15 protein-coding genes are annotated in these 17,618 nt (G+C 75.6%); 8 read left to right on the forward strand and 7 right to left on the reverse strand.

Annotated features, from left to right (window positions below; translation table 11 throughout):
• Positions 1-26 precede the first annotated feature (26 nt).
• The gene (locus tag ACR807_RS16325) at positions 27-3,494 is read left to right on the forward strand and encodes a DEAD/DEAH box helicase (protein ID WP_438922167.1); all 3,468 of its coding nucleotides are present in this window, start codon (positions 27-29) and stop codon (positions 3,492-3,494) included.
• 30 nt (positions 3,495-3,524) lie between these two features.
• Positions 3,525-4,520, forward strand: a complete 996-nt coding sequence (locus tag ACR807_RS16330) for a TIR domain-containing protein (protein ID WP_438922168.1) — start codon at positions 3,525-3,527, stop codon at positions 4,518-4,520.
• A gap of 13 nt (positions 4,521-4,533) precedes the next feature.
• Here the strand turns inward: ACR807_RS16330 and ACR807_RS16335 are convergent, their stop codons facing one another.
• On the reverse strand, positions 4,534-6,609 hold the full coding sequence (locus ACR807_RS16335) for an acyltransferase family protein (protein ID WP_438922169.1): 2,076 nt from the start codon (positions 6,607-6,609) through the stop codon (positions 4,534-4,536).
• Between the two features lie 213 nt (positions 6,610-6,822).
• Here ACR807_RS16335 and sigJ point away from each other — a divergent pair, with 213 nt between their 5' ends.
• Both sigJ and ACR807_RS16345 read left to right on the forward strand, forming a co-directional pair.
• The gene (gene sigJ, locus ACR807_RS16340) at positions 6,823-7,758 is read left to right on the forward strand and encodes an RNA polymerase sigma factor SigJ (protein ID WP_438922170.1); all 936 of its coding nucleotides are present in this window, start codon (positions 6,823-6,825) and stop codon (positions 7,756-7,758) included.
• 222 nt (positions 7,759-7,980) lie between these two features.
• On the forward strand, positions 7,981-8,205 hold the full coding sequence (locus ACR807_RS16345) for a hypothetical protein (protein WP_438922171.1): 225 nt from the start codon (positions 7,981-7,983) through the stop codon (positions 8,203-8,205).
• A 130-nt stretch (positions 8,206-8,335) separates the two neighbouring features.
• Here the strand turns inward: ACR807_RS16345 and ACR807_RS16350 are convergent, their stop codons facing one another.
• Positions 8,336-9,334, reverse strand: a complete 999-nt coding sequence (locus ACR807_RS16350) for an AraC family transcriptional regulator (protein WP_438922172.1) — start codon at positions 9,332-9,334, stop codon at positions 8,336-8,338.
• 72 nt (positions 9,335-9,406) lie between these two features.
• On the opposite strand from ACR807_RS16350, the gene ACR807_RS16355 reads away from it, so the two are divergent.
• The 3 genes from ACR807_RS16355 to ACR807_RS16365 are packed head-to-tail and all read left to right on the forward strand — an operon-like array spanning position 9,407 to position 13,053.
• The gene (locus ACR807_RS16355; RefSeq protein WP_438922173.1) at positions 9,407-10,801 is read left to right on the forward strand and encodes a flavin-containing monooxygenase; all 1,395 of its coding nucleotides are present in this window, start codon (positions 9,407-9,409) and stop codon (positions 10,799-10,801) included.
• 2 nt (positions 10,802-10,803) lie between these two features.
• The gene (locus ACR807_RS16360; protein WP_438922174.1) at positions 10,804-12,462 is read left to right on the forward strand and encodes an FAD-dependent oxidoreductase; all 1,659 of its coding nucleotides are present in this window, start codon (positions 10,804-10,806) and stop codon (positions 12,460-12,462) included.
• Between the two features lie 9 nt (positions 12,463-12,471).
• On the forward strand, positions 12,472-13,053 hold the full coding sequence (locus tag ACR807_RS16365; RefSeq protein WP_438922175.1) for an acetoacetate decarboxylase family protein: 582 nt from the start codon (positions 12,472-12,474) through the stop codon (positions 13,051-13,053).
• Positions 13,054-13,058: 5 nt separating this feature from the next.
• Here the strand turns inward: ACR807_RS16365 and ACR807_RS16370 are convergent, their stop codons facing one another.
• From ACR807_RS16370 to ACR807_RS16380, 3 genes are all read right to left on the reverse strand, one after another.
• Entirely contained in the window at positions 13,059-13,217 is a 159-nt protein-coding gene (locus tag ACR807_RS16370; RefSeq protein ID WP_438922176.1) for a hypothetical protein, read from the reverse strand.
• Positions 13,218-13,337: 120 nt separating this feature from the next.
• A complete protein-coding gene (locus ACR807_RS16375) occupies positions 13,338-14,192 on the reverse strand; it encodes an alpha/beta hydrolase (RefSeq protein ID WP_438922177.1) in 855 nt (284 codons plus the stop codon).
• Positions 14,189-15,175 carry a hypothetical protein gene (locus tag ACR807_RS16380; protein WP_438922178.1) on the reverse strand — a complete coding sequence of 329 codons (987 nt, stop codon included), beginning with the start codon at positions 15,173-15,175 and terminating at the stop codon, positions 14,189-14,191. Before ACR807_RS16380 ends, ACR807_RS16375 begins: the two co-directional genes overlap by 4 nt.
• Before the next feature lie 72 nt (positions 15,176-15,247).
• Here ACR807_RS16380 and ACR807_RS16385 point away from each other — a divergent pair, with 72 nt between their 5' ends.
• A complete protein-coding gene (locus tag ACR807_RS16385) occupies positions 15,248-15,718 on the forward strand; it encodes a MarR family winged helix-turn-helix transcriptional regulator (protein WP_438922179.1) in 471 nt (156 codons plus the stop codon).
• A gap of 12 nt (positions 15,719-15,730) precedes the next feature.
• On the opposite strand, the gene ACR807_RS16390 is transcribed toward ACR807_RS16385, so the two are convergent.
• Both ACR807_RS16390 and ACR807_RS16395 read right to left on the reverse strand, forming a co-directional pair.
• Positions 15,731-16,138 (reverse strand): hypothetical protein, encoded by a 408-nt coding sequence (locus ACR807_RS16390; RefSeq protein WP_438922180.1) that lies wholly within the window; start codon positions 16,136-16,138, stop codon positions 15,731-15,733.
• A 144-nt stretch (positions 16,139-16,282) separates the two neighbouring features.
• Positions 16,283-17,488, reverse strand: a complete 1,206-nt coding sequence (locus tag ACR807_RS16395) for a cysteine desulfurase-like protein (protein WP_438922181.1) — start codon at positions 17,486-17,488, stop codon at positions 16,283-16,285.
• Positions 17,489-17,618 lie beyond the last annotated feature (130 nt).

Here is a 17,618-nt window from a genome sequence, read left to right on the forward strand (position 1 = left end):
GACGGAGGCGGTGGGTGGAGAGCGCGGTGGACACGTCGGTCCCCGGGGTCGTGCAGGCCCGGTGGGGCGTCCGGCCGGAGCCCGCCATCGCCCGGTACGCCGAGCCCGGCTGGCAGCTCTCGCCCCTGCCGGTCGACCGCCGGTGCCCCCGCTGCGGCGGCGAGCTGCACGGCCTGTACCGCGCCCACCCCGACCGGGGGCGGCAGCAGTTGCAGGCGGCGGTGGCGTGCCCCGCGTGCCCCGCGACGTTCACGCTGCGCGAGCTGAAGCTGGCGCAGAAGTCGGTGCTGGGCGAGCTGCGGCCGGAGGCCGTGACGCGCCGCCTGGCGGAGGACGCGCAGCTCGAAGCCCTGGCCCGCACCACCCGGCGGCCCGAGCCCCGGCCGGCCGCCGAACCGGGACCGCCGGCACCCCGACGGCCGGCGGCGGTCCCGGCCGCGGTCCCGGCGGCCGAGGACGGGCCCCCGGACGACGCCGAGCTGCCGAACGTGGACTTCGCCGCCCTGGCCAGGGCGGAGGCCGCGGGCGCGGTCGACCCGGAACCTCCGGGCGAGGCGGAACCCGAGGGCGAGGCGGACCGCGAGGCCGCCGGGGCGGGACCGGCGGTCGCTCCCGGGACGGGCGGGGCGGAGCCCGGCGCGGACCCGGTCCGCCCCGCCCGGCGCGTGTCGACCGTCGCCATGGCGGCCCGCATCCGGTCCATCCTCAGCGGCTCGGACGTGGCGCCCACCGCCCGCTCCGGCGAGGTCCCCGTGCTGCCGACGACGGCGGCCGAGGTCCGGCGGCCGGTGTGGTGGGTCAAGACGGTCGACCCGGCGATGGAGGTGCCCCGCGTGCCGCCCGGCGTGGACACCCGCGTCGTGCTGCCCGACCGGCCCGAGTTCGCCGGCCTGCGCGCCCGCCTGGCCGACGCCGGCGTGCCGTTCCGCGCGGTCGGGCACTGGCTGGAGCAGGAGGACGTGACGACCGGGTCGGCGTCCGCGTGGCTGTCCGAGGTCGGCGGCGTGGTGCCGGAGCGGTGCGAACCGGTGACCGGCGAGGCGGCGCGGGCCGCGCGGCTGGCCTTCGAGGTGCTGTGGGACCTGCACGAACCGGCGGGCGAGGTGCCCGACCCGGTGCCGGCGGACAGCCTGGTGCCCGCCGAGTGGACGAAGTTCCTGCCGTTCCCGGTGCTCAACCCCGCCCAGACGCAGGCCGCGCCCCACTTGGTGGACAGCGACTCCCACCTGCTGATCGCCGCGCCGACCGGGGCGGGCAAGACGGCGATGGGCATGCTCGCCGCGCTCAAGGCCATCCTGGAGGAGGGCCGCAAGGCCGCCTGGCTCGTGCCGCAGCGCTCGCTGACCGACGAGCTGGACCGCGAGCTGGAGACGTGGCGGGCGCAGGGCCTGCGGGTCGAGCGCCTGTCCGGCGAGTACGCGGTGGACGTGGAGGCGGTCAAGGCCGCCGACCTGTGGGTGGCGACGACGGAGAAGTTCGAGGCGATCTGCCGGGCCGGGTCGCTCCAGGCGGCGCTCGGCGAGGTCGGCTGCCTGGTCGTGGACGAGATCCACCTGCTGGGCAGCCCGGGGCGCGGGGCGCTGCTGGAGGCGCTGCTGGCCCGGGTGCGCGGCGCGGACTCGCCGGTCCGCATCGTGGGCCTGTCGGCGACCGTGTCCAACGCGGCCGAGGTCGCCGAGTGGCTCGAAGCGGAGCTGGTGGCCACCACCTGGCGGCCGTCCCGGGTGACGTGGCAGCTGCCGACCATCCCCGCCGCGTCCGGGTTCGCCGCGAACAACCGGCTGCGCGAGCAGGTCGTGCTCGACCTGACGCACCGGCACACCGCCGAGGGCGGCAGCGTGCTGGTGTTCTGCGGCTCCAAGCGCAACGTCCGCTCGACCGCCATGGCCATCGCCGCCGACCGGGGCGCGCCCGTGCACACCGTGGCCGCCGACGACGTCGACGGCCTCACGGCGGTGTGCGCGCAGGTCGGCGTGCGGATGCACTACTCGGACCACGAGCACAAGCACGCGGCCGAGCGGGCGTTCCGGGCGCGCGAGGCGGACGTGCTGGTGGCGACCTCGACGGTGGCGGCGGGCGTGAACCTGCCCGCGCGGGCGGTCGTGGTGCGGGACGTGTCGATCGGCGGCGAGCCGATGGACACCTCGACGGTGCTCCAGATGTTCGGCCGGGCCGGGCGGATCGGCGCCGGGGAGACCGAGGGCTGGTCGTACCTGGTGGTGGACGAGACGCAGCGCGCCGACTGGCAGACCAGGCTGGTGGCCGGGTACTCGGTGTACTCGCGCATCCGCGAGTCGCTGCCCGACCACGTGCTGGCCGAGGTGCTCCAGGGCCGCATCCAGACCGCGGACGACGCGCGGGCGTGGTGGGTGGAGACGCTGGCGCACGCGCAGGGCGACGACGACGACGAACCGGTGCGGGAGGCCGTCCGCTTCCTGGTCGACGAGGGGCACCTGACCTCGGACGACGGCCGGTTGGCGATCACCGAGCTGGGCCGGCTGACCGCGCGGATGATGGTGTCCACGCACACCGGGCACCGGCTGCGCCGCACGCTGGGCCTGCTGCCCGTGCCGCGCGACGCGGACTCGGCCGAGCTGGCGCTGAGCCTGGTGCTGTCGGTGGCGGTGCGGGACCTGGCGGGCATCCCGGTGCCGGAGCCGGTGCGCCCGGCCGTGGCGACGGTGATCAAGGCGGGCGGCCGGACGTCGCAGATCACCAACACCACGTCGGTCAAGGGCCTGGGCTCGCAGACCACCACCGCGCCCGGCGACCTGGCGTGGGCGGGCCTGCTGCTGGTGTCCCGCTCACCGCACCTGTTCGACGCCTCCCGCCCCGCGCGCCGGGTCGCGGGCGGCATCCCGCTGGTGTCGCTGCACGCGGTGTTCGAGCAGGCACCGAGGTTCCTGGCGTGGCTCGCCGCGCAGGGCGTGCTGGGCACCGTGCACCCGTGGATCGCGATCGTCGCGGCGGACCTGGACCACCGCGTCCGCTGGCGGTCGCTGGCCCCGGCGCGCGGCGCGGGCCGCCTGCTGTGGATGTGCGAGGAGATGGCGACCAGGCCGCACCTGCGCGAGGTCGTCCCCGACCTGTTCCGCACGGCGGTGGCGCGCGGCGTGCGCTCGCCGGACTGGCCGCCCGGCCGCTCCCCCGCGGGCTGCGTCCTGGACCACGCGGGCTACACCGCGCTGCTGCGCGAGCGCACCACGACCTACGCCCTGGCCGCGCACGCCACCGGGGCGACGGTGACCGGGGGCACGGGCGGCACGGCCATCGCCTGGCGCGGTCGCTCCTGCACCCCGCCCACGACGTCCGCCTCGACCCTCGCCTACCCGGACTCCGACGACGACACCCCGGACACGGGCGTGGCCGTCTTCACCCGCCGGGGCGACCACCGGGCGACCGGCTGGTTGGCCGCGTACAGCGCGATCACCCCGCCGGAGGACACCCCGGAACCCCCGCGCGCCCGCCGCACCCGGGGCCTCGGCAAGCTCTGACCCACCCACCACTGCTGCGATTGGCCGTCGTTGTTACACGTTTTCCTCAGCTACAGCCGCAGGCAGCGGTCGTACGCCCGCGAGCTGGCCCGCCACCTCGACGAGCAGGGCGTGCCCGTGTGGATGGACGACGAGATCCTCACGGGCGAACGCTGGGAGCACGTGATCCGCACGAGGATCGACACGTGCGCGGCGGTCGTCGTGGTGATGAGCCCCGACGCGGAGGCGTCCGCGTGGGTGACCCGCGAACTCGCGCGGGCGGAGAGCCGGGGCAAGCCGGTGTTCCCGGTGCTGCACGACGGCGAGGTGTTCTTCCGGCTGGCCGACGTCCACTACGAGGACGTGCGCGGCGGCCGGTTGCCGGGCGAGCGGTTCACCGCCGCCCTGCGGGCGCTGACGAACGCCCCGCCGCCGACGCCGGCGGTCCCCATCCCGCCGGCCCCCATCCCGCCGACCCCGACCCCGGCGGCCCCGATCCTGGCGCCTCCGCCGGCCGGGAAGCCCGGCGCGCGGCTGCGCCGCCTCGTGCCGGCCCTCGTCGCGGCGGCGGTCCTGGTGCCGGTCGGCATCAGCGCGGCGGACTGGCTGACCCCCGACGACACCGGCGCGGCCCCGTCAGGGGGGTCGACCACGTCCACGACCTCGACCACCGCGGCGAGCACCGCGACGTCAACCACCACGGCCCCGCCCACCACGACGTCGACACCGACCACCGGGGCCACGACCACGTCGCAGCGCCGCCACACCGTCCGGGTCTACAACAACACCACGATCGCCGACCTGAACGCCGCGGTGGTGGACGACGTGCGCGAACTCGGGTGGACGGTGACCGAGAGCGGGAACTACTCACAGGGCTTGATCCCCACGAGCACGGTGTACTTCCACCCCGACCTGGACGAGGAGGCCGAGGCCCGTGCCCTGGCCGCGGCGCTCGGGATGCGGGCCGAGCCGGGGTTCGAGGGCATCCGGTCCGCCCCGGCGGGTCTGATCGTCATCATCGCGCGGGACTACCGCGCCCCGGCGTGAGACCGGGGCGCGGTCAGCCGGCGTCGATCGCCCGACCCAGCACCGGCGCGAGGCTGCGGCTGAACTCCGAGTTCATGTGGTCGGCGTCGTAGTACACGGCCAGCCCGCCCACCGCGGCGTAGCACCGGTCGGCGTCGCAGAAGTGCTCGGTGAGGTCGACCAGCGACACGTCCGGGTTGGGGCTGGTGCGCGCCACCTCGGCCAGCGGGTCCGGCGGCTGGGCCGTGGTCCGGTCGACGGCGCACGCGGTCGGGTCGCCCTGGTTGAGCACCACGCAGTTCGGGTCGCGCACCTCGCCGTTGAGCGGCGGGTCGCCGAGGACGACCACCCGCGCGCCCACCTCGGTGAAGCGCTCCCACCGGGGCTCCAGGCCGTCGCGGTACTGCTCGACCTCCGACCGGCCGGTGCCGTCGTCCACCTTCTCGCGCCGCGAGAAGAACGAGGTGAGCACGACGTCCGGGGCGTCCCCGACGATCGTCCGGGTGGTGCGCTCGTTCCAGTCGGCGCACGACGCCGCGCGGTCCGGGGTGACGGGGCCCTGGTAGTCCTTGAACCGCACCTGCGCGAACGGGCAGCCGCCGACGTAGACGTACTTGAGCACCCAGCCCCGCTCACGGGCCAGGTCGGCGACGGGCGGCTGCCAGTGCTGGGCGTGCGAGTCGCCGACCAGCCACACCACCTGCGGCGACTCGGCGCCGTCGCTGAAGTCGCAGACCACCACGTCGTCCTGCGGCACCCGGTGGCGCTCGGCGGCGACGCAGTCGGACGGCTTCTTCCAGTACTCGTTGGCCGGGCCCATGAGGACGTTGCGCGCCGGGCCCAGCGGGTCGCGGCACCCGTTCTCGGGCAGCAGGGCCGAGCCGCCGACGCACGGCCCGACCACCGGGGTGGCGGCGACGTCCCGCTCGGCCTGGGCGACGTGCCGGTCGTAGGTCCAGTTCAGCCCGTAGGCCGCCGCGGACACCACGAGCATCCCCGCGACCATCCCGGTGAACGACAGGCCCGTGCTCCGGGTGATCCGGATACCCCGGTCCTCCACCAGCAGCTTGGTCAGCCAGGACAGCAGCACCGCCACCGCGAGCACGCCCAGCAGGTGGAGCGTCCCGGGCTTGTCGCCGGCGAGGACGCCGCTCAGCGCGAAGGGCGCGATCATGATCAGCGGCCAGTGCCACAGGTACAGCGAGTAGCTGATGCCGCCGAGGAACTGCACGGGCGCGGACGCCGTGACGGGCCGGTGCCAGCGGCTGCCCTCGGAGGCGATGACCAGCACCGTGCCGACGGTCGGGACCAGCGCGAGGTAGCCGGGGAACTGCGTGTCGTGGTCGAAGGCGAACGCCGACCACGCGATGAGGGCCAGACCGGCGAACGACGCCGCCTCCACCACCCGCGCGGGCAGCCGGACGGCGGTGAGCGCCACGAGGGCGCCCAGCCCGAACTCCCAGACGCGGACCGGGGTGACGAAGTACGCCTGGTTCGGCTCGACCTGCGTGTAGTAGACGCTGAAGGCGAGCGAGGCGGCGCTGACGGCCGCGACGCCGACGACCTGCGCCGTCCGCCGCCGGATCGCGAACAGCAGCACCATCAGCAGCGGCCACACGAGGTAGAACTGCTCCTCGACCGACAGCGACCAGTAGTGCTGCACGAGGCTCGCCGCGGCGCTGGACGCCGAGTAGTCCACCGACTTGGCCGCGAGCAGCCAGTTCTCCCAGTAGGTGGCGGACGCGAACGCCTCGGTGGCGGTCGCCTTCCAGCGCGGGTAGGGCAGCAGGAGGTACGCGGCGACCAGGCTCACACCGAGCACGAGGAACGCGGCGGGCAGCAGGCGGCGCACGCGGCGGGCGTAGAAGCGGCCGAGCCGGACGCGGCCGGTGGTGTCGATCTCGCGCGCGAGGTGCGAGCTGATCAGGAAGCCGGAGATCACGAAGAAGACGTCGACGCCGACGTACCCGCCGGTGAGGCTGTGCGGCCAGAGGTGGTTGACGACCACGGCGGACACGGCGATCGCGCGCAGCGCCTGGATGTCGGCGCGGAACTTGCGCCCGTCCCCGGCGGGGGCGGCGGTGGCGCGTTGTTCGACGACAGCACTCACGGCAATCCCCCCATCGTGGTCGCTCGACCGGCGGGACAGTACCGGATGCGAACGACACCGCCGGGAGACGCCTCTCCCGGCGGGAGTCGCGGATCACGGTGCCGGGCGGGCTCCCGCACGCCGATCGGCGGTCCTCCCGGTGAGGGGTGTCACAACCGGGGCCGCTGCCTCGTCACTGTCGGTGTGGACCGGGACGAGGCGGGGGACGTGGGCATGACCGATCGGGAACGACTGCTCGACGAGCTGCGGCCGAGGGCGTTCGCGATCGCCTACCGGATGCTCGGCAGCTCCTCCGAGGCCGAGGACGTGGTGCAGGAGGCGCTGCTGCGGGTGCACCAGGCGCTGGAGGCGGGCGAGCGCATCGAGTCGCCGCGCGCGTTCACCACCACGGTGACCACCAGGTTGGCGATCAACGAGCTGCGCTCCGCCCGCGCCCGCCGCGAGCGCTACGTCGGCGAGTGGCTGCCGGAGCCGATCATCACCGACGGCCGCGACGACCCGGCCCGGCGCGCCGAGACGTCCGACTCGCTGTCGCTGGCGGTGCTGGTGCTGCTGGAGAGCCTCTCGCCGGAGCAGCGGGCCGTGCTGCTGCTGCACGACGTGTTCGCCTACGGCTACCCGGAGATCGCGGGGATCGTCGGCAAGAGCGAGGACAACGTGCGCCAGCTCGCCACCCGCGCCCGGCGGCACGTCCGGGAGCGCCGACCCCGCTTCCGCACGACGCGCGAGCAGCGCGACGAGCTGGCCCGGCGGTTCTTCGCGGCCGTCGAGCGGGGCGACCTGGCCGGGCTCGAAGCGCTGCTCGCCCACGACGTGGAGCTGACCGGCGACGGCGGCGGCAAGGCGCCGGCCCTGGCGCGGGTGCTGCGCGGGCGCTCCCGCGTGGCGAACACGCTGATCAGGGGCCTGCGGGTGATCGACCGCATCCCCGGCGCGACACTGCGCCCGGTGGAGGTCAACGGCGAGCCGGGGGCGCTGCTCCTCGACGCGGGGCAGCGGCTGATCGGCGTGCTCGCGCTCGACATCGCGGGTGAGCACGTCATCGGCGTCAGCTCGGTCGTCAACCCCGACAAGCTGGCGCACCTCGGGCCGGTGGCCGACGCCGCCGCGCTGCTGCGGTCCCTCGGGGAACCGCAGGCCGGCCGCTGACGTCCGACGAACAGGCAGGGGTCAGGTGGACGGGCAGGCGCGCAGCTCAGGCCCGACCTGAGCCGGGAATCGCTCGGCGTCGGGCCCGCCTTCCCGGGCGTCGCCCCGAACCCGCTCCTGAGCGGTGACGCGCGGAAGCGCAACGCGGAACTGCGCACGGGGGCGCTCGCGCTCGGCGTTCTCGTCGACTGGCGGGAGGTCAACAGCGGCGGCAGTCCACGCGTGGTCCTGGTGTTCGACGTGGAGACCGCCGACGGCATCTCGTTCCGCGGTGTCGCGGACGAAGACCTCACGATCACCGAGCTCACCCGACTCGCCCCGGGGCAGACGTCGCCCGTGCGCTACCGGCCGGCCGTCATGGACCACTACGTCTCCCTCGCCCGGGACGCGGACCCCGCCCACGTGCGGCGGCTCTCCGACGAGATCGCGCGCCGCAAGCGGACCTGACCCGCGCGGTCGATGGTCGAGCAGATCATCCACCGCTGTCGGCGCGGGACCGCGTGGCGTGGTCTTCCCGGGTCGTCCGGGCCGCGGCCCACGCGGCGCCAGGACCGTTCCGACCTCGACCACCACCGGGCTACACCGCACGCCGGCGGCGGCCGTAGTCGCCGGGGGTCGTGCCGCGCCAGCGCCGGAACGCGTGGATGAAGCTCGCCGACTCGGCGTAGCCCAGCTCCCGCGCGATCCGCTCGACGGACAGCGCCGTGGTGGTCAGCAGCACGTCGGCGCGCGCGGCGCGGGCCTCGTCGAGCAGCTCGTGGAAGCTCGTGCCCGACGCGGCGAGCCTGCGGCGCAGGGTGCGCGGGCTGACCGCCAGCTCCTCGGCGACCTCGGTGAGGGACGCGGCCGACCGCTCCAGCCTGGCCCGCACGGTGCGCGCGGTGCCGTCCCGGTCGCGGCGGCGGCCGGCCAGGTCGCGGCACTGCGCCTGGCACACCGCGCCTGCCTCCGGGCTCGCCAGCGGCAGGGCCCGGCCGAGGAAGGCGGCGTCGAACGACGAGCCGGTGCGGTCCGCGCCGAACACCGGCCGCACGCCGAAGTCGTGGCCCGAGGTGTCGGCGGGCTCCGGGAAGCGGAAGTCCACGCCCAGCACGGGGACGCCGCCGGGCAGCAGCTCGTCGATCACGGCGTGGATCGCGGCGAGGTCGCGCTCGGCGAGGAACCGGGCGACGTCGGCGGGCAGCGACCCGTCGTCCAGGGTGATCACCACCCGGTCGCCCTCCACCGCCGCCGTCGGGTCGGTGAACGCGAAGCTCAGGTCGAGGTAGCGCAGCGCGGTGTCGACGGCGTCGCGCACGGTCGCGCAGCTGAGGAACGCGAACCCGAGCACGCCGAACGTCGTGGCCCGGTAGCGGCGGCCGACCTCGGCGCCGCTGTCCGGCAGCACGGCCGCGAGGTTGCGCACCACCCGCAGCTCCTGGCGCGCCTCGACCTCGGCGCCCGGTTCGGCCAGGTGCGCGGCGGTCAGGCCGCTGCCCGCGAGCAGCCGGTCCGGGGGCACGCCGCGGTCCGCGCCGAAGCGCACCAGCAGGGCCGCGCTCGCGACGCCGCGCCGGAAGTCCCACGGTTGCGCCATGGCCACGATTGTCAACTACGCGGCCCGTGATGTCCTGGTGCGTTCGGGGGGTCCTCCCTAGCGTCGGACGGCATGAGGGTGGTCGTCGTCGGGGCCGGGTTCAGCGGGATCGGGGTGGCGCTCGCGCTGCGGCGCGCGGGCGTCGGCGACGTCGTCGTGCTGGAGCGCGCCGACGACGTGGGCGGGGTGTGGCGGGACAACACCTACCCGGGGGCCGCGTGCGACGTGCCGTCGTCGCTGTACTCGTTCTCCTTCGCGCGGCAGCGGTGGTGGCCGCGCAGGTACGCCGGGCAGCCGGACCTCCTGGCGCACCTGCGGCGGCTGGCAGGACCGGTGCGCCACCTCGTCCGGACCGGCTGCGAGGTGGTCGGCGCGGCGCACGGCCCCGGCGGGTGGCGGGTGCGGCTGGCGGACGGCTCGGTCGTCGAGGCCGACGCGCTGATCAGCGCGGTGGGCCAGCTCTCGCGGCCGGCGCTGCCCGACCTGCCCGGCCGGTTCGGCGGGGTCGCGTTCCACAGCGCGCGCTGGCGGCACGACGTGGACCTGACCGGGCGGCGGGTCGCGGTCATCGGCACGGGCGCGAGCGCGGTGCAGTTCGTGCCGCACCTGCGGCGGGTCGCGGCGCACGTCGCGGTGTTCCAGCGGACCGCGCCGCACGTGCTGCCGAAACCGGACGCGGTGAAGCGCCGGGCCGGGCCGCTGGGCGGGCGCGCGGGGCGGCTCGGCACCTGGCTGGCGGGCGAGGCGCTGACGTTCGCGCTGACCCGCGGCCCGTGGACGCGGTCGGTGGTGGCGGCGGCGACCGCGCTGCACCGGTTCTGGCGGGTGCGCGACCCCGCGCTGCGGCGGAAGCTCGCGCCGGACGCGCCGGCGGGCTGCCGGCGGCTGCTGTTCTCCAACGACTGGTACCCGGCGCTGGCCTCGCCGAACGTGGACGTGGTGACCGAGCGCGTCACCGGGCTCGCCGAACGCGGCGTGCGCACCGCGGACGGCGTCGTGCACGAGGCGGACGTGCTGGTCTACGGCACGGGGTTCGCCGCGACGGACTTCCTGGCCCCGGTGGAGGTCCGGGGCCGGGACGGGCGGCTGCTGTCCGACGAGTGGGCGGGCGGCGCGCGGGCGCACCTGGGCATCACCGTGCCCGGCTTCCCGCACCTGTACCTGCTCTACGGGCCGAACACGAACCTGGGCGGCAACTCGGTGCTCACCATGGTCGAGGCGCAGATCCGGTACGTGGTGCGGGTGCTGCGGCACTTCGGCGCGCGGCCGGTGGAGGTGCGGCGCGAGGTGGCGGAGGCGTTCGACGCGGAGGTGCAGCGGCGGTTGCGGCACAGCGTGTGGAGCCTGTGCCGCAGCTGGTACCGCGACGGCGAGCGGGTGACGACGAACTGGCCGGGCCAGGTCGCCGAGTACCGGTCGCGCACCGCGCGGGCGGACCTGGACGACCTGCGACCGGTGGAGGGGTGAGCGTGGACCGCGGGGGGTTCGACCACGACGTGCTGGTGATCGGCTCGGGGTTCGGCGGCGCCACGACCGCGCTGCGGCTGACCGAGAAGGGCTACCGGGTGGGCGTGCTGGAGGCCGGGCGGCGGTTCGCCGACGAGGACTTCGCGCGCACCTCGTGGCGGCTGCGCCGGTACCTGTTCGCGCCGTGGCTGCGCTGCTTCGGCGTCCAGCGGGTCGACCTGCTGCGCGACGTGCTGGTGCTCAGCGGCGCGGGCGTCGGCGGCGGGTCCCTGGTGTACGCCAACACGCTGTGGGAGCCGCCGGAGGCGTTCTACCGCGACCGGCAGTGGGCGCACGTCACCGACTGGCGGGCCGAGCTGGCGCCGCACTACGACCAGGCGTCGCGGATGCTCGGCGTGGTGCCGAACCCGCGCACGTCGGCCGCCGACCGCGTGCTGCGGGACGTGGCCCGGGACATGGGCGTCGGCGGCACGTACCGGACCTCGCACGTGGGCGTCCACTTCGGACCGCCGGGCGACCCGTCGTTCGGCGGGCTCGGGCCGGTGCGGTCGCCGTGCACGCACTGCGGCCAGTGCATGGTCGGCTGCCGGGTGGGCGCGAAGAACACCCTGGTGAAGAACTACCTGCACCTGGCCGAACGGGCGGGCGCGGTCGTGCACCCGCTGACCACGGTGGTGGACGTGCGGCCGTGCGGCGACGGGTACGAGGTGACGGCGCGGCGCACCGGCTCGTGGCGGCGCCGGCGGTTCACCGCGCGGCAGGTGGTGTTCGCGGCGGCGTCGCTGGGCACCCAGCGGCTGCTGCACCGGCTGCGGCGCGGCAGCCTGCCCGGCGTCTCACCGCGCCTGGGGTCGTTGTGCCGCACCAACTCCGAGGCCGTGCTGGGCGTTCGGGTGCGGTCGGCGGAGGTGGACCACTCGGTCGGCGTGGCGATCACCTCGTCGTTCCACCCCGACCCGGACACGCACGTCGAACCGGTCCGCTACGGGCGCGGCAGCAACCTGATGGGGCTGCTGATGACCGTGCTCGTGGACGGCGGCCCGCGGCGGCTGCGGCGGGGCCTCGCCGAGCTGGCGCGCGGGTGGCGCGACCAGGGGTGGCTGCACGACCCGCGCCGGTGGTCCGAGCGCACGATCGCGCTGCTCGTGATGCAGGGCCTGGACAACTCGCTGACCACGGTGGAGCGGCGCGGGCCGTTCGGGCGGCGGGTGACGACCCGGCAGGGCGAGGGCGAGCCCAACCCGACGTGGGTGCCGGTCGGGCACGAGGTCGCGCGGCGGGTCGCGGACCGGGCAGGCGGGGTGGCGCGCGGCTCGTGGGCGGACCTCGCGGACGTGCCGCTGACGGGTCACCTGATCGGCGGGTGCGTGATCGGCGACGCGCCGTCCACCGGCGTGGTCGACCCCTACCACCGGCTGTACGGTCATCCCGGGCTGCACGTGGTGGACGGCTCGACGATCCCGGCGAACCTCGGCGTGAACCCGGCGCTGACCATCACCGCGCTCGCCGAGCGGGCGATGTCGCTGTGGCCCAACAACGGCGACCGCGACCCGCGGCCCCCGGTCGGCGACGGGTACGAGCGGCTGGCGCCCGTGCCGCCGAGGTCGCCCGTCGTGCCGCCCGACGCGCCCGGCGCGCTGCGCTGGGCCCACCGGAAGTGAGGACCTGACGTGGTGGACTACCCCCCGGAGCCGTGGCTGCTGCACGGCCGGGCGTGCGTGACGACGTGGCTGGTGCCCGCCCCGGCGCTGCCGGACCTCCCCGTGCCGCCGCTGGTGGTGGGCGGGCGCGCGGTGGTCGGCACGGCGTTCGTCGAGTACACCCCGCCGGGTATGGCGTACCGGGAGCTGCTGGCGGCCGTGGTGGTGCGCCGCCCCGGCGTGTCGATCACGCACATCTGGGTCGACAGCGAGGCGTCCCGCGCGGGCGGCCGGGAGCTGTGGGGCATCCCGAAGGAGATGGCCGAGTTCCCGGCCCGGTCGAGGGCGCGGACCGCCGACGGCCCGATCGCCTCGGTGACCTGCTCCCCCGCCGGTGTCGGCCTGCGCCTGCCCGCCGCCGCGACGGCGTGGCAGTTCCTGGACGGCGCGGTGGCCCGGACCCCGCTGCGCGCCGCGGCCCGCGTCACCCCGGCGCGGGCCGCGTGGGACATCGCCCCGGACGGGCCGCTGGGCTGGTTGGCGCCGCACCGGGCCGTGGCGAGCGTCGTGGTGAGCGGGCTGCGGCTGCGCTTCGGGCCGCGGCGGCGGTAGCCCCGTCAGTTGCTCCAGGTGTAGCCGTTCGTGCCGACACCCGCGTCGGCGTCGGCGAGCACGGTGGAGTTGCTCCAGGTGAAGCCGTCGGTGGCGGACGGGCCGAGGGCGAGCGTGCCGAGCGCGAGGGCGAGGACGGGCAGCAACCGCGCGATGCGGGTCATGGCGTTCCTTCCGGTGCGGCGGGCGGGAAACGTCCAGTGTGCCGGCGGACGGGCATGATCGGCGGGTTCCGGGTCACCCCAGCCCGCTTCCCCCAGCCCGCTTCCCCCGGCCCGCCTCCCTCAGCCCACCTCCCGCAGCGCTGCCGCGCTCGCCCGCACGATCGCCACCTGCGCCGCCGCGCGGGAGGTCGTCGGCGTGCCGTCGCCCGGCTGGTCGCCGTAGTCGCCGAAGTGGGCGTGCACCGCGCCCGGCACCACCTCGTACCGCGTGCCGGGCGGCAGCAGCGACCGCGACGCCTCGACGTCGGCCGGGGTGGTGAAGCCGTCGCGCTCGCCCGAGACCGACCACGCGGCGAGGCCGGTCCGCGCCGACAGGTCGTCCACCGGGTACGACGCCCACAGCAGCAGGCCGCGCACCCGGTCGTCCGACAGCGCGTACCGGGCCGCCGCGACGCCGCCCAGCGAGTGACCGCCCACGGCCCACGCGGGCACGTCCGGGTGGGCGTCGAGCACGTCCCGCGCCGCGTCGACCGACAGCAGCGGCACGTCCAGCAGCGGTTTCACGACCACGACGAGGGTCCCGTCGCGCGCCAGCGGTGCCAGCAGCGGCAGGTAGGCGCGGTGGTCGACGCGCGCGCCGGGCCAGAAGACGAGTCCCGCGCGCGGCGTCCCCGGCGGCACGAGGGCGACCGACGTGGTGCCGTCCACCACGTCCGCCGGCACCCGTCCGGCCGGGAACGGGTGCAGGTACGCCAACGGCGCCACCAGCAGCACGGCCAGCGGGACGCTCACCCACGCCCGCCGCCGCGCCCGCGCGACCAGCGGCGCGCCCGCCACCGCCACCGCGCAGGCGAGGACCAGGTAGGCGGGGTGCGCGGCCGACACCGCCGACCAGCGCGACGCCACCAGCCACACCGGCACCGCCAGGCAGGCGAGCACGGGCAGGTACCGGATCGCGGGCAGGTACCGGATCACCGGCGGACCGCGCGCGCCAGCCGCAGCGGCGCCCAGACGAGCAGCGCCAGCACCGCCACCAGCAGGTACTCGATCGCGGGGATGCGCACCACCTCGTCGACCCGGTCGAACCCGCGCCACGAGTAGACCCCGAGGACCGCCACGAGGACCACGCCGCCGATCCACCACCGGGCCGCCGCGCTCAGCCCGACGCCGTGCGCCTGGGTGATCACGAAGATGCCGACGAAGCCGAACAGGAACATCGGCCAGATGCCGTCCGGCCCGGAGTTCATCACGGCCACCAGCGTGCCGTGCAGGGCGACCATGACCTCCAGCCCGAGCGTCCACCACCTGTTGGTGTGGGCCGCGGTGAACATCAGGCTGCTCTGGAACAGCAGCAGGAACATGTAGAAGAACCCGATCAGGTGGCCGCTGGTGCTCTCCATCGGGTGGTACCAGAACGTGTAGACGGCGGCCCAGCTGAACAGGTAGCCGTGGTAGCGCCGCACGAACGCCACGACGTCGGCCGCGATCGGCGCCGGCCGCCCGAAGAACAGGCCGCGCCTGCGGTTCTCCATCAGCAGCACGGCCACGAGCAGCAGCACGACCGAGCCCTGCGAGCTGAAGATCGACACGTCCTGCGCGGTGCCGTCGTAGAACACCTGCGTCTGCACGGCGTGCAGGCCGATGAACCCGGCGTTGGCGGCGAGCGCGACGACGTTCACCGGGTGCAGGCCGGCGGTGTACCGGCGCACGCGGGTCTGCGCGTAGTAGATGAGGCCCCACGACACGACCTGGTGCGCGGCGTACCCGACCCACGCCGACGCGCGGGTCCACCACGTCGGGTCGGGCAGCTGCCAGTAGTACCAGGAGGCGCCCTGGTCGGGCAGCAGCTCGACCCCGTGCAGCCGTTGCCCGAGCAGCCACACCACCCCGGTCAGCACCGCGCTCGCGGCCACCCCGACCACCGGCAGGCGGTTCCGTCCCCGCACGTCGTTCAGCACGCTGAGCATCATGCCAAACGTTCAGCTTGCTGAACAATCGGCCACCGACCCCCGCTCTGCGAAGATGGCGCAATGGGCCGAGGGGACGAGCGGGAGGTGGCGCACCAGCCTGACCGGGTGCGCGCCGACGTCGACTCCTGGCCGACCGGCCGCCTGCTGTCGGTGGCCGCGCGGGTCGTGGAGAGCCGGTTCGACGAGGTGCTGGCCGGGCTCGACCTGACCCACGCGGGCCTGATCGCCCTGCACCACCTCGCCGACGGCCCGATGGCGCAGCGCGAGCTGGCGGGCCTGTGCCGGGTCACCGACCAGACCATGAGCCGCACCATCGAGCGCCTGGACCGCTCCGGCCACGTGGCCCGCGCCGCCGACGCCCGCGACCGCCGCCGCGTGCTGGTCGAGATCACCCCCACCGGCCGCGAGGTCCTGACCGCAGCCCGCCGCGAGGAGCAGGAGTCCGAGTCGCTGCTGGGCGCGGTGGACGACTACGACCACTTCCGCCGCCAGCTGATCACCCTGATCGCCGCAGCGGCCCGCCCCCGCTGACCCGCGCCGGGCTCAGCCCGGTTCGCAGGTCGCGAACCGCTCCAGCCCCTCGGGCCGGTCGCCCACCCGGTCGATGGCGATGGCGATCCGGTCCAGCGCCGCCGCCCGCTTGCTCGCCAACGGCCCCAGGATCGCGTTCCGCACGAAGTCCGGACCGCCCTGGCCGCGCGTGCCGACCAGCCGCTCGGTGGCCTCCGCGACCTGCTCGTCGAGGTTCGCCAGCTCCTTCGCCACCTCGGCCCGAGCCGCCTCGGGCACCTCGACCAGGGCCACGACCGGTGACGGGCACTCGATCACCCGCTCCGGGTCCGAGCCGGACGCGGCCAGCGCCGCGACCGCCGTGACGACCATCGCCGCCACGCCGACCGAGCCGACCACGACCGCCCGTCTCCTGCCCGGCTGAGCGTCCTTGTGCCTCATGAGCCACCTTCCTGTCGTCGTGACGCGAGTGCACCCGCACGGCGGTGGTGACCCGTCCTCGACCGGGGTTACGGGCGCCAGCGGGTGCGGTGTTCACCGACCCGCCCGACATTGCGCCGTACGCGCCACGACAGAGGGGTTCCGCTACGCCGTCCGGACGAACCGGTCCAGCCCGTCGAGCAGGCGGGCCACGTCGTCGTCGGTCGAGTACGGCGCCAGGCCGACGCGCAGCCCGCCGACGTCGCCCAGGCCGAGCCACCGGGACGTCTCGATCGCGTAGAACGACCCGGCGGGCGCGTTGACGCCCAGCCCGGCCAGGAACCGGTACGCGTCGGCGGCGGGCCGGTCGGCGAACGTGACGAGCAGGGTGGGCGTGCGGTGCCCGGCGCGCGAGCGCACGGTCACGCCCGGCAGCGCGGCCAGGCCCTCCTCCGCGACGGCGCGCAGCCGGTCCTCGTGCGCCTCGACGGCCGCGAACGACCGCGCGATCCGCGTGCGGCGGTCCCCACCGGACGGCACCAGCCCGGCGATCACGTCGACCGCCGCCGTGCAGCCGACCAGCAGCTCGTAGGGCAGCGTGCCCAGCTCGAACCGCTCGGGCACGGAGTCCGACGACGGCAGCAGCTTGTCCGGCCGCAGCCCCGACAGCAGTTCCGGGTCCGCCGCCAGCACGCCGACGTGCGGCCCGAAGAACTTGTACGGCGAGCAGGTGAAGAAGTCCGCGCCGATGTCGACGACGTCGACGAACGCGTGCGCGGCCAGGTGCACACCGTCCACGGCGAACAGCGCGCCGCCGTCGTGCGCCAGCGCGCCGATCGCCTTGAGGTCCGGCCGGGTGCCGATCAGGTTGGACGCGCCGGTCACCGCGACCAGCCGGGTGCGCGGCGACAGCACGGCGGCGACGTCGTCGGGGGTCAACTCGCCGGTGCGCGGGTCGAACGCGGCGAACCGGGCGTGCGCGCCGACCGCCTCGGCCGCCTGCACCCACGGCCGCACGTTGGCGTCGTGGTCCAGGCGCGTCACCACCACCTCGTCGCCCGGTCCCCAGCCCTTGGCGAGGGTGCGGGCGAGGTCGTAGGTCAGCTGGGTCGTCGAGCGCCCGAAGACGACGCCCCGGGGCGTCGCGCCCAGCAGGTCGGCCAGCGCCCGCCGGGCGTCGAGCACGACGGCGTCGGCCGCCCGCTCGGCGTCGGTGACCACGCCGCGGTTGGCCAGCGGCGAGGTCAGGAAGGCGTGCACCGCGTCGGCCACGGCGGCGGGCACCTGGGAGCCGCCGGGGCCGTCGAAGTGGGCGGTCCCGGCGGCGAGCGAGGGGAACTGGGCGCGCACGGCGTCGACGTCGTAGGTCATGCCGCCCACTCTGCCCCGCGCCTCCCGCTATTGACAGGGCTCACATTCGCGCACAACCATGGAAGCGCTCTCACGAATCGGTCTGGACCAGTTCACACACCGGTCCGCGCCGGTTCGCGGGGGCGGAGAC

The sequence above is a fragment of the Saccharothrix sabaoui genome, assembly GCF_051756985.1.
GTDB lineage: Bacteria > Actinomycetota > Actinomycetes > Mycobacteriales > Pseudonocardiaceae > Actinosynnema.

Coding starts and splice junctions, on each gene's coding strand:
- ACR807_RS16370 (WP_438922176.1), bottom strand. CDS start 13,217: ATGACCCGCATCGCGCGGTTGCTGCCCGTCCTCGCCCTCGCGCTCGGC.
- ACR807_RS16390 (WP_438922180.1), bottom strand. CDS start 16,138: ATGAGGCACAAGGACGCTCAGCCGGGCAGGAGACGGGCGGTCGTGGTC.
- ACR807_RS16395 (WP_438922181.1), bottom strand. CDS start 17,488: ATGACCTACGACGTCGACGCCGTGCGCGCCCAGTTCCCCTCGCTCGCC.
- ACR807_RS16355 (WP_438922173.1), top strand. CDS start 9,407: ATGAGGGTGGTCGTCGTCGGGGCCGGGTTCAGCGGGATCGGGGTGGCG.
- sigJ (WP_438922170.1), top strand. CDS start 6,823: ATGACCGATCGGGAACGACTGCTCGACGAGCTGCGGCCGAGGGCGTTC.
- ACR807_RS16350 (WP_438922172.1), bottom strand. CDS start 9,334: ATGGCGCAACCGTGGGACTTCCGGCGCGGCGTCGCGAGCGCGGCCCTG.
- ACR807_RS16385 (WP_438922179.1), top strand. CDS start 15,248: ATGGGCCGAGGGGACGAGCGGGAGGTGGCGCACCAGCCTGACCGGGTG.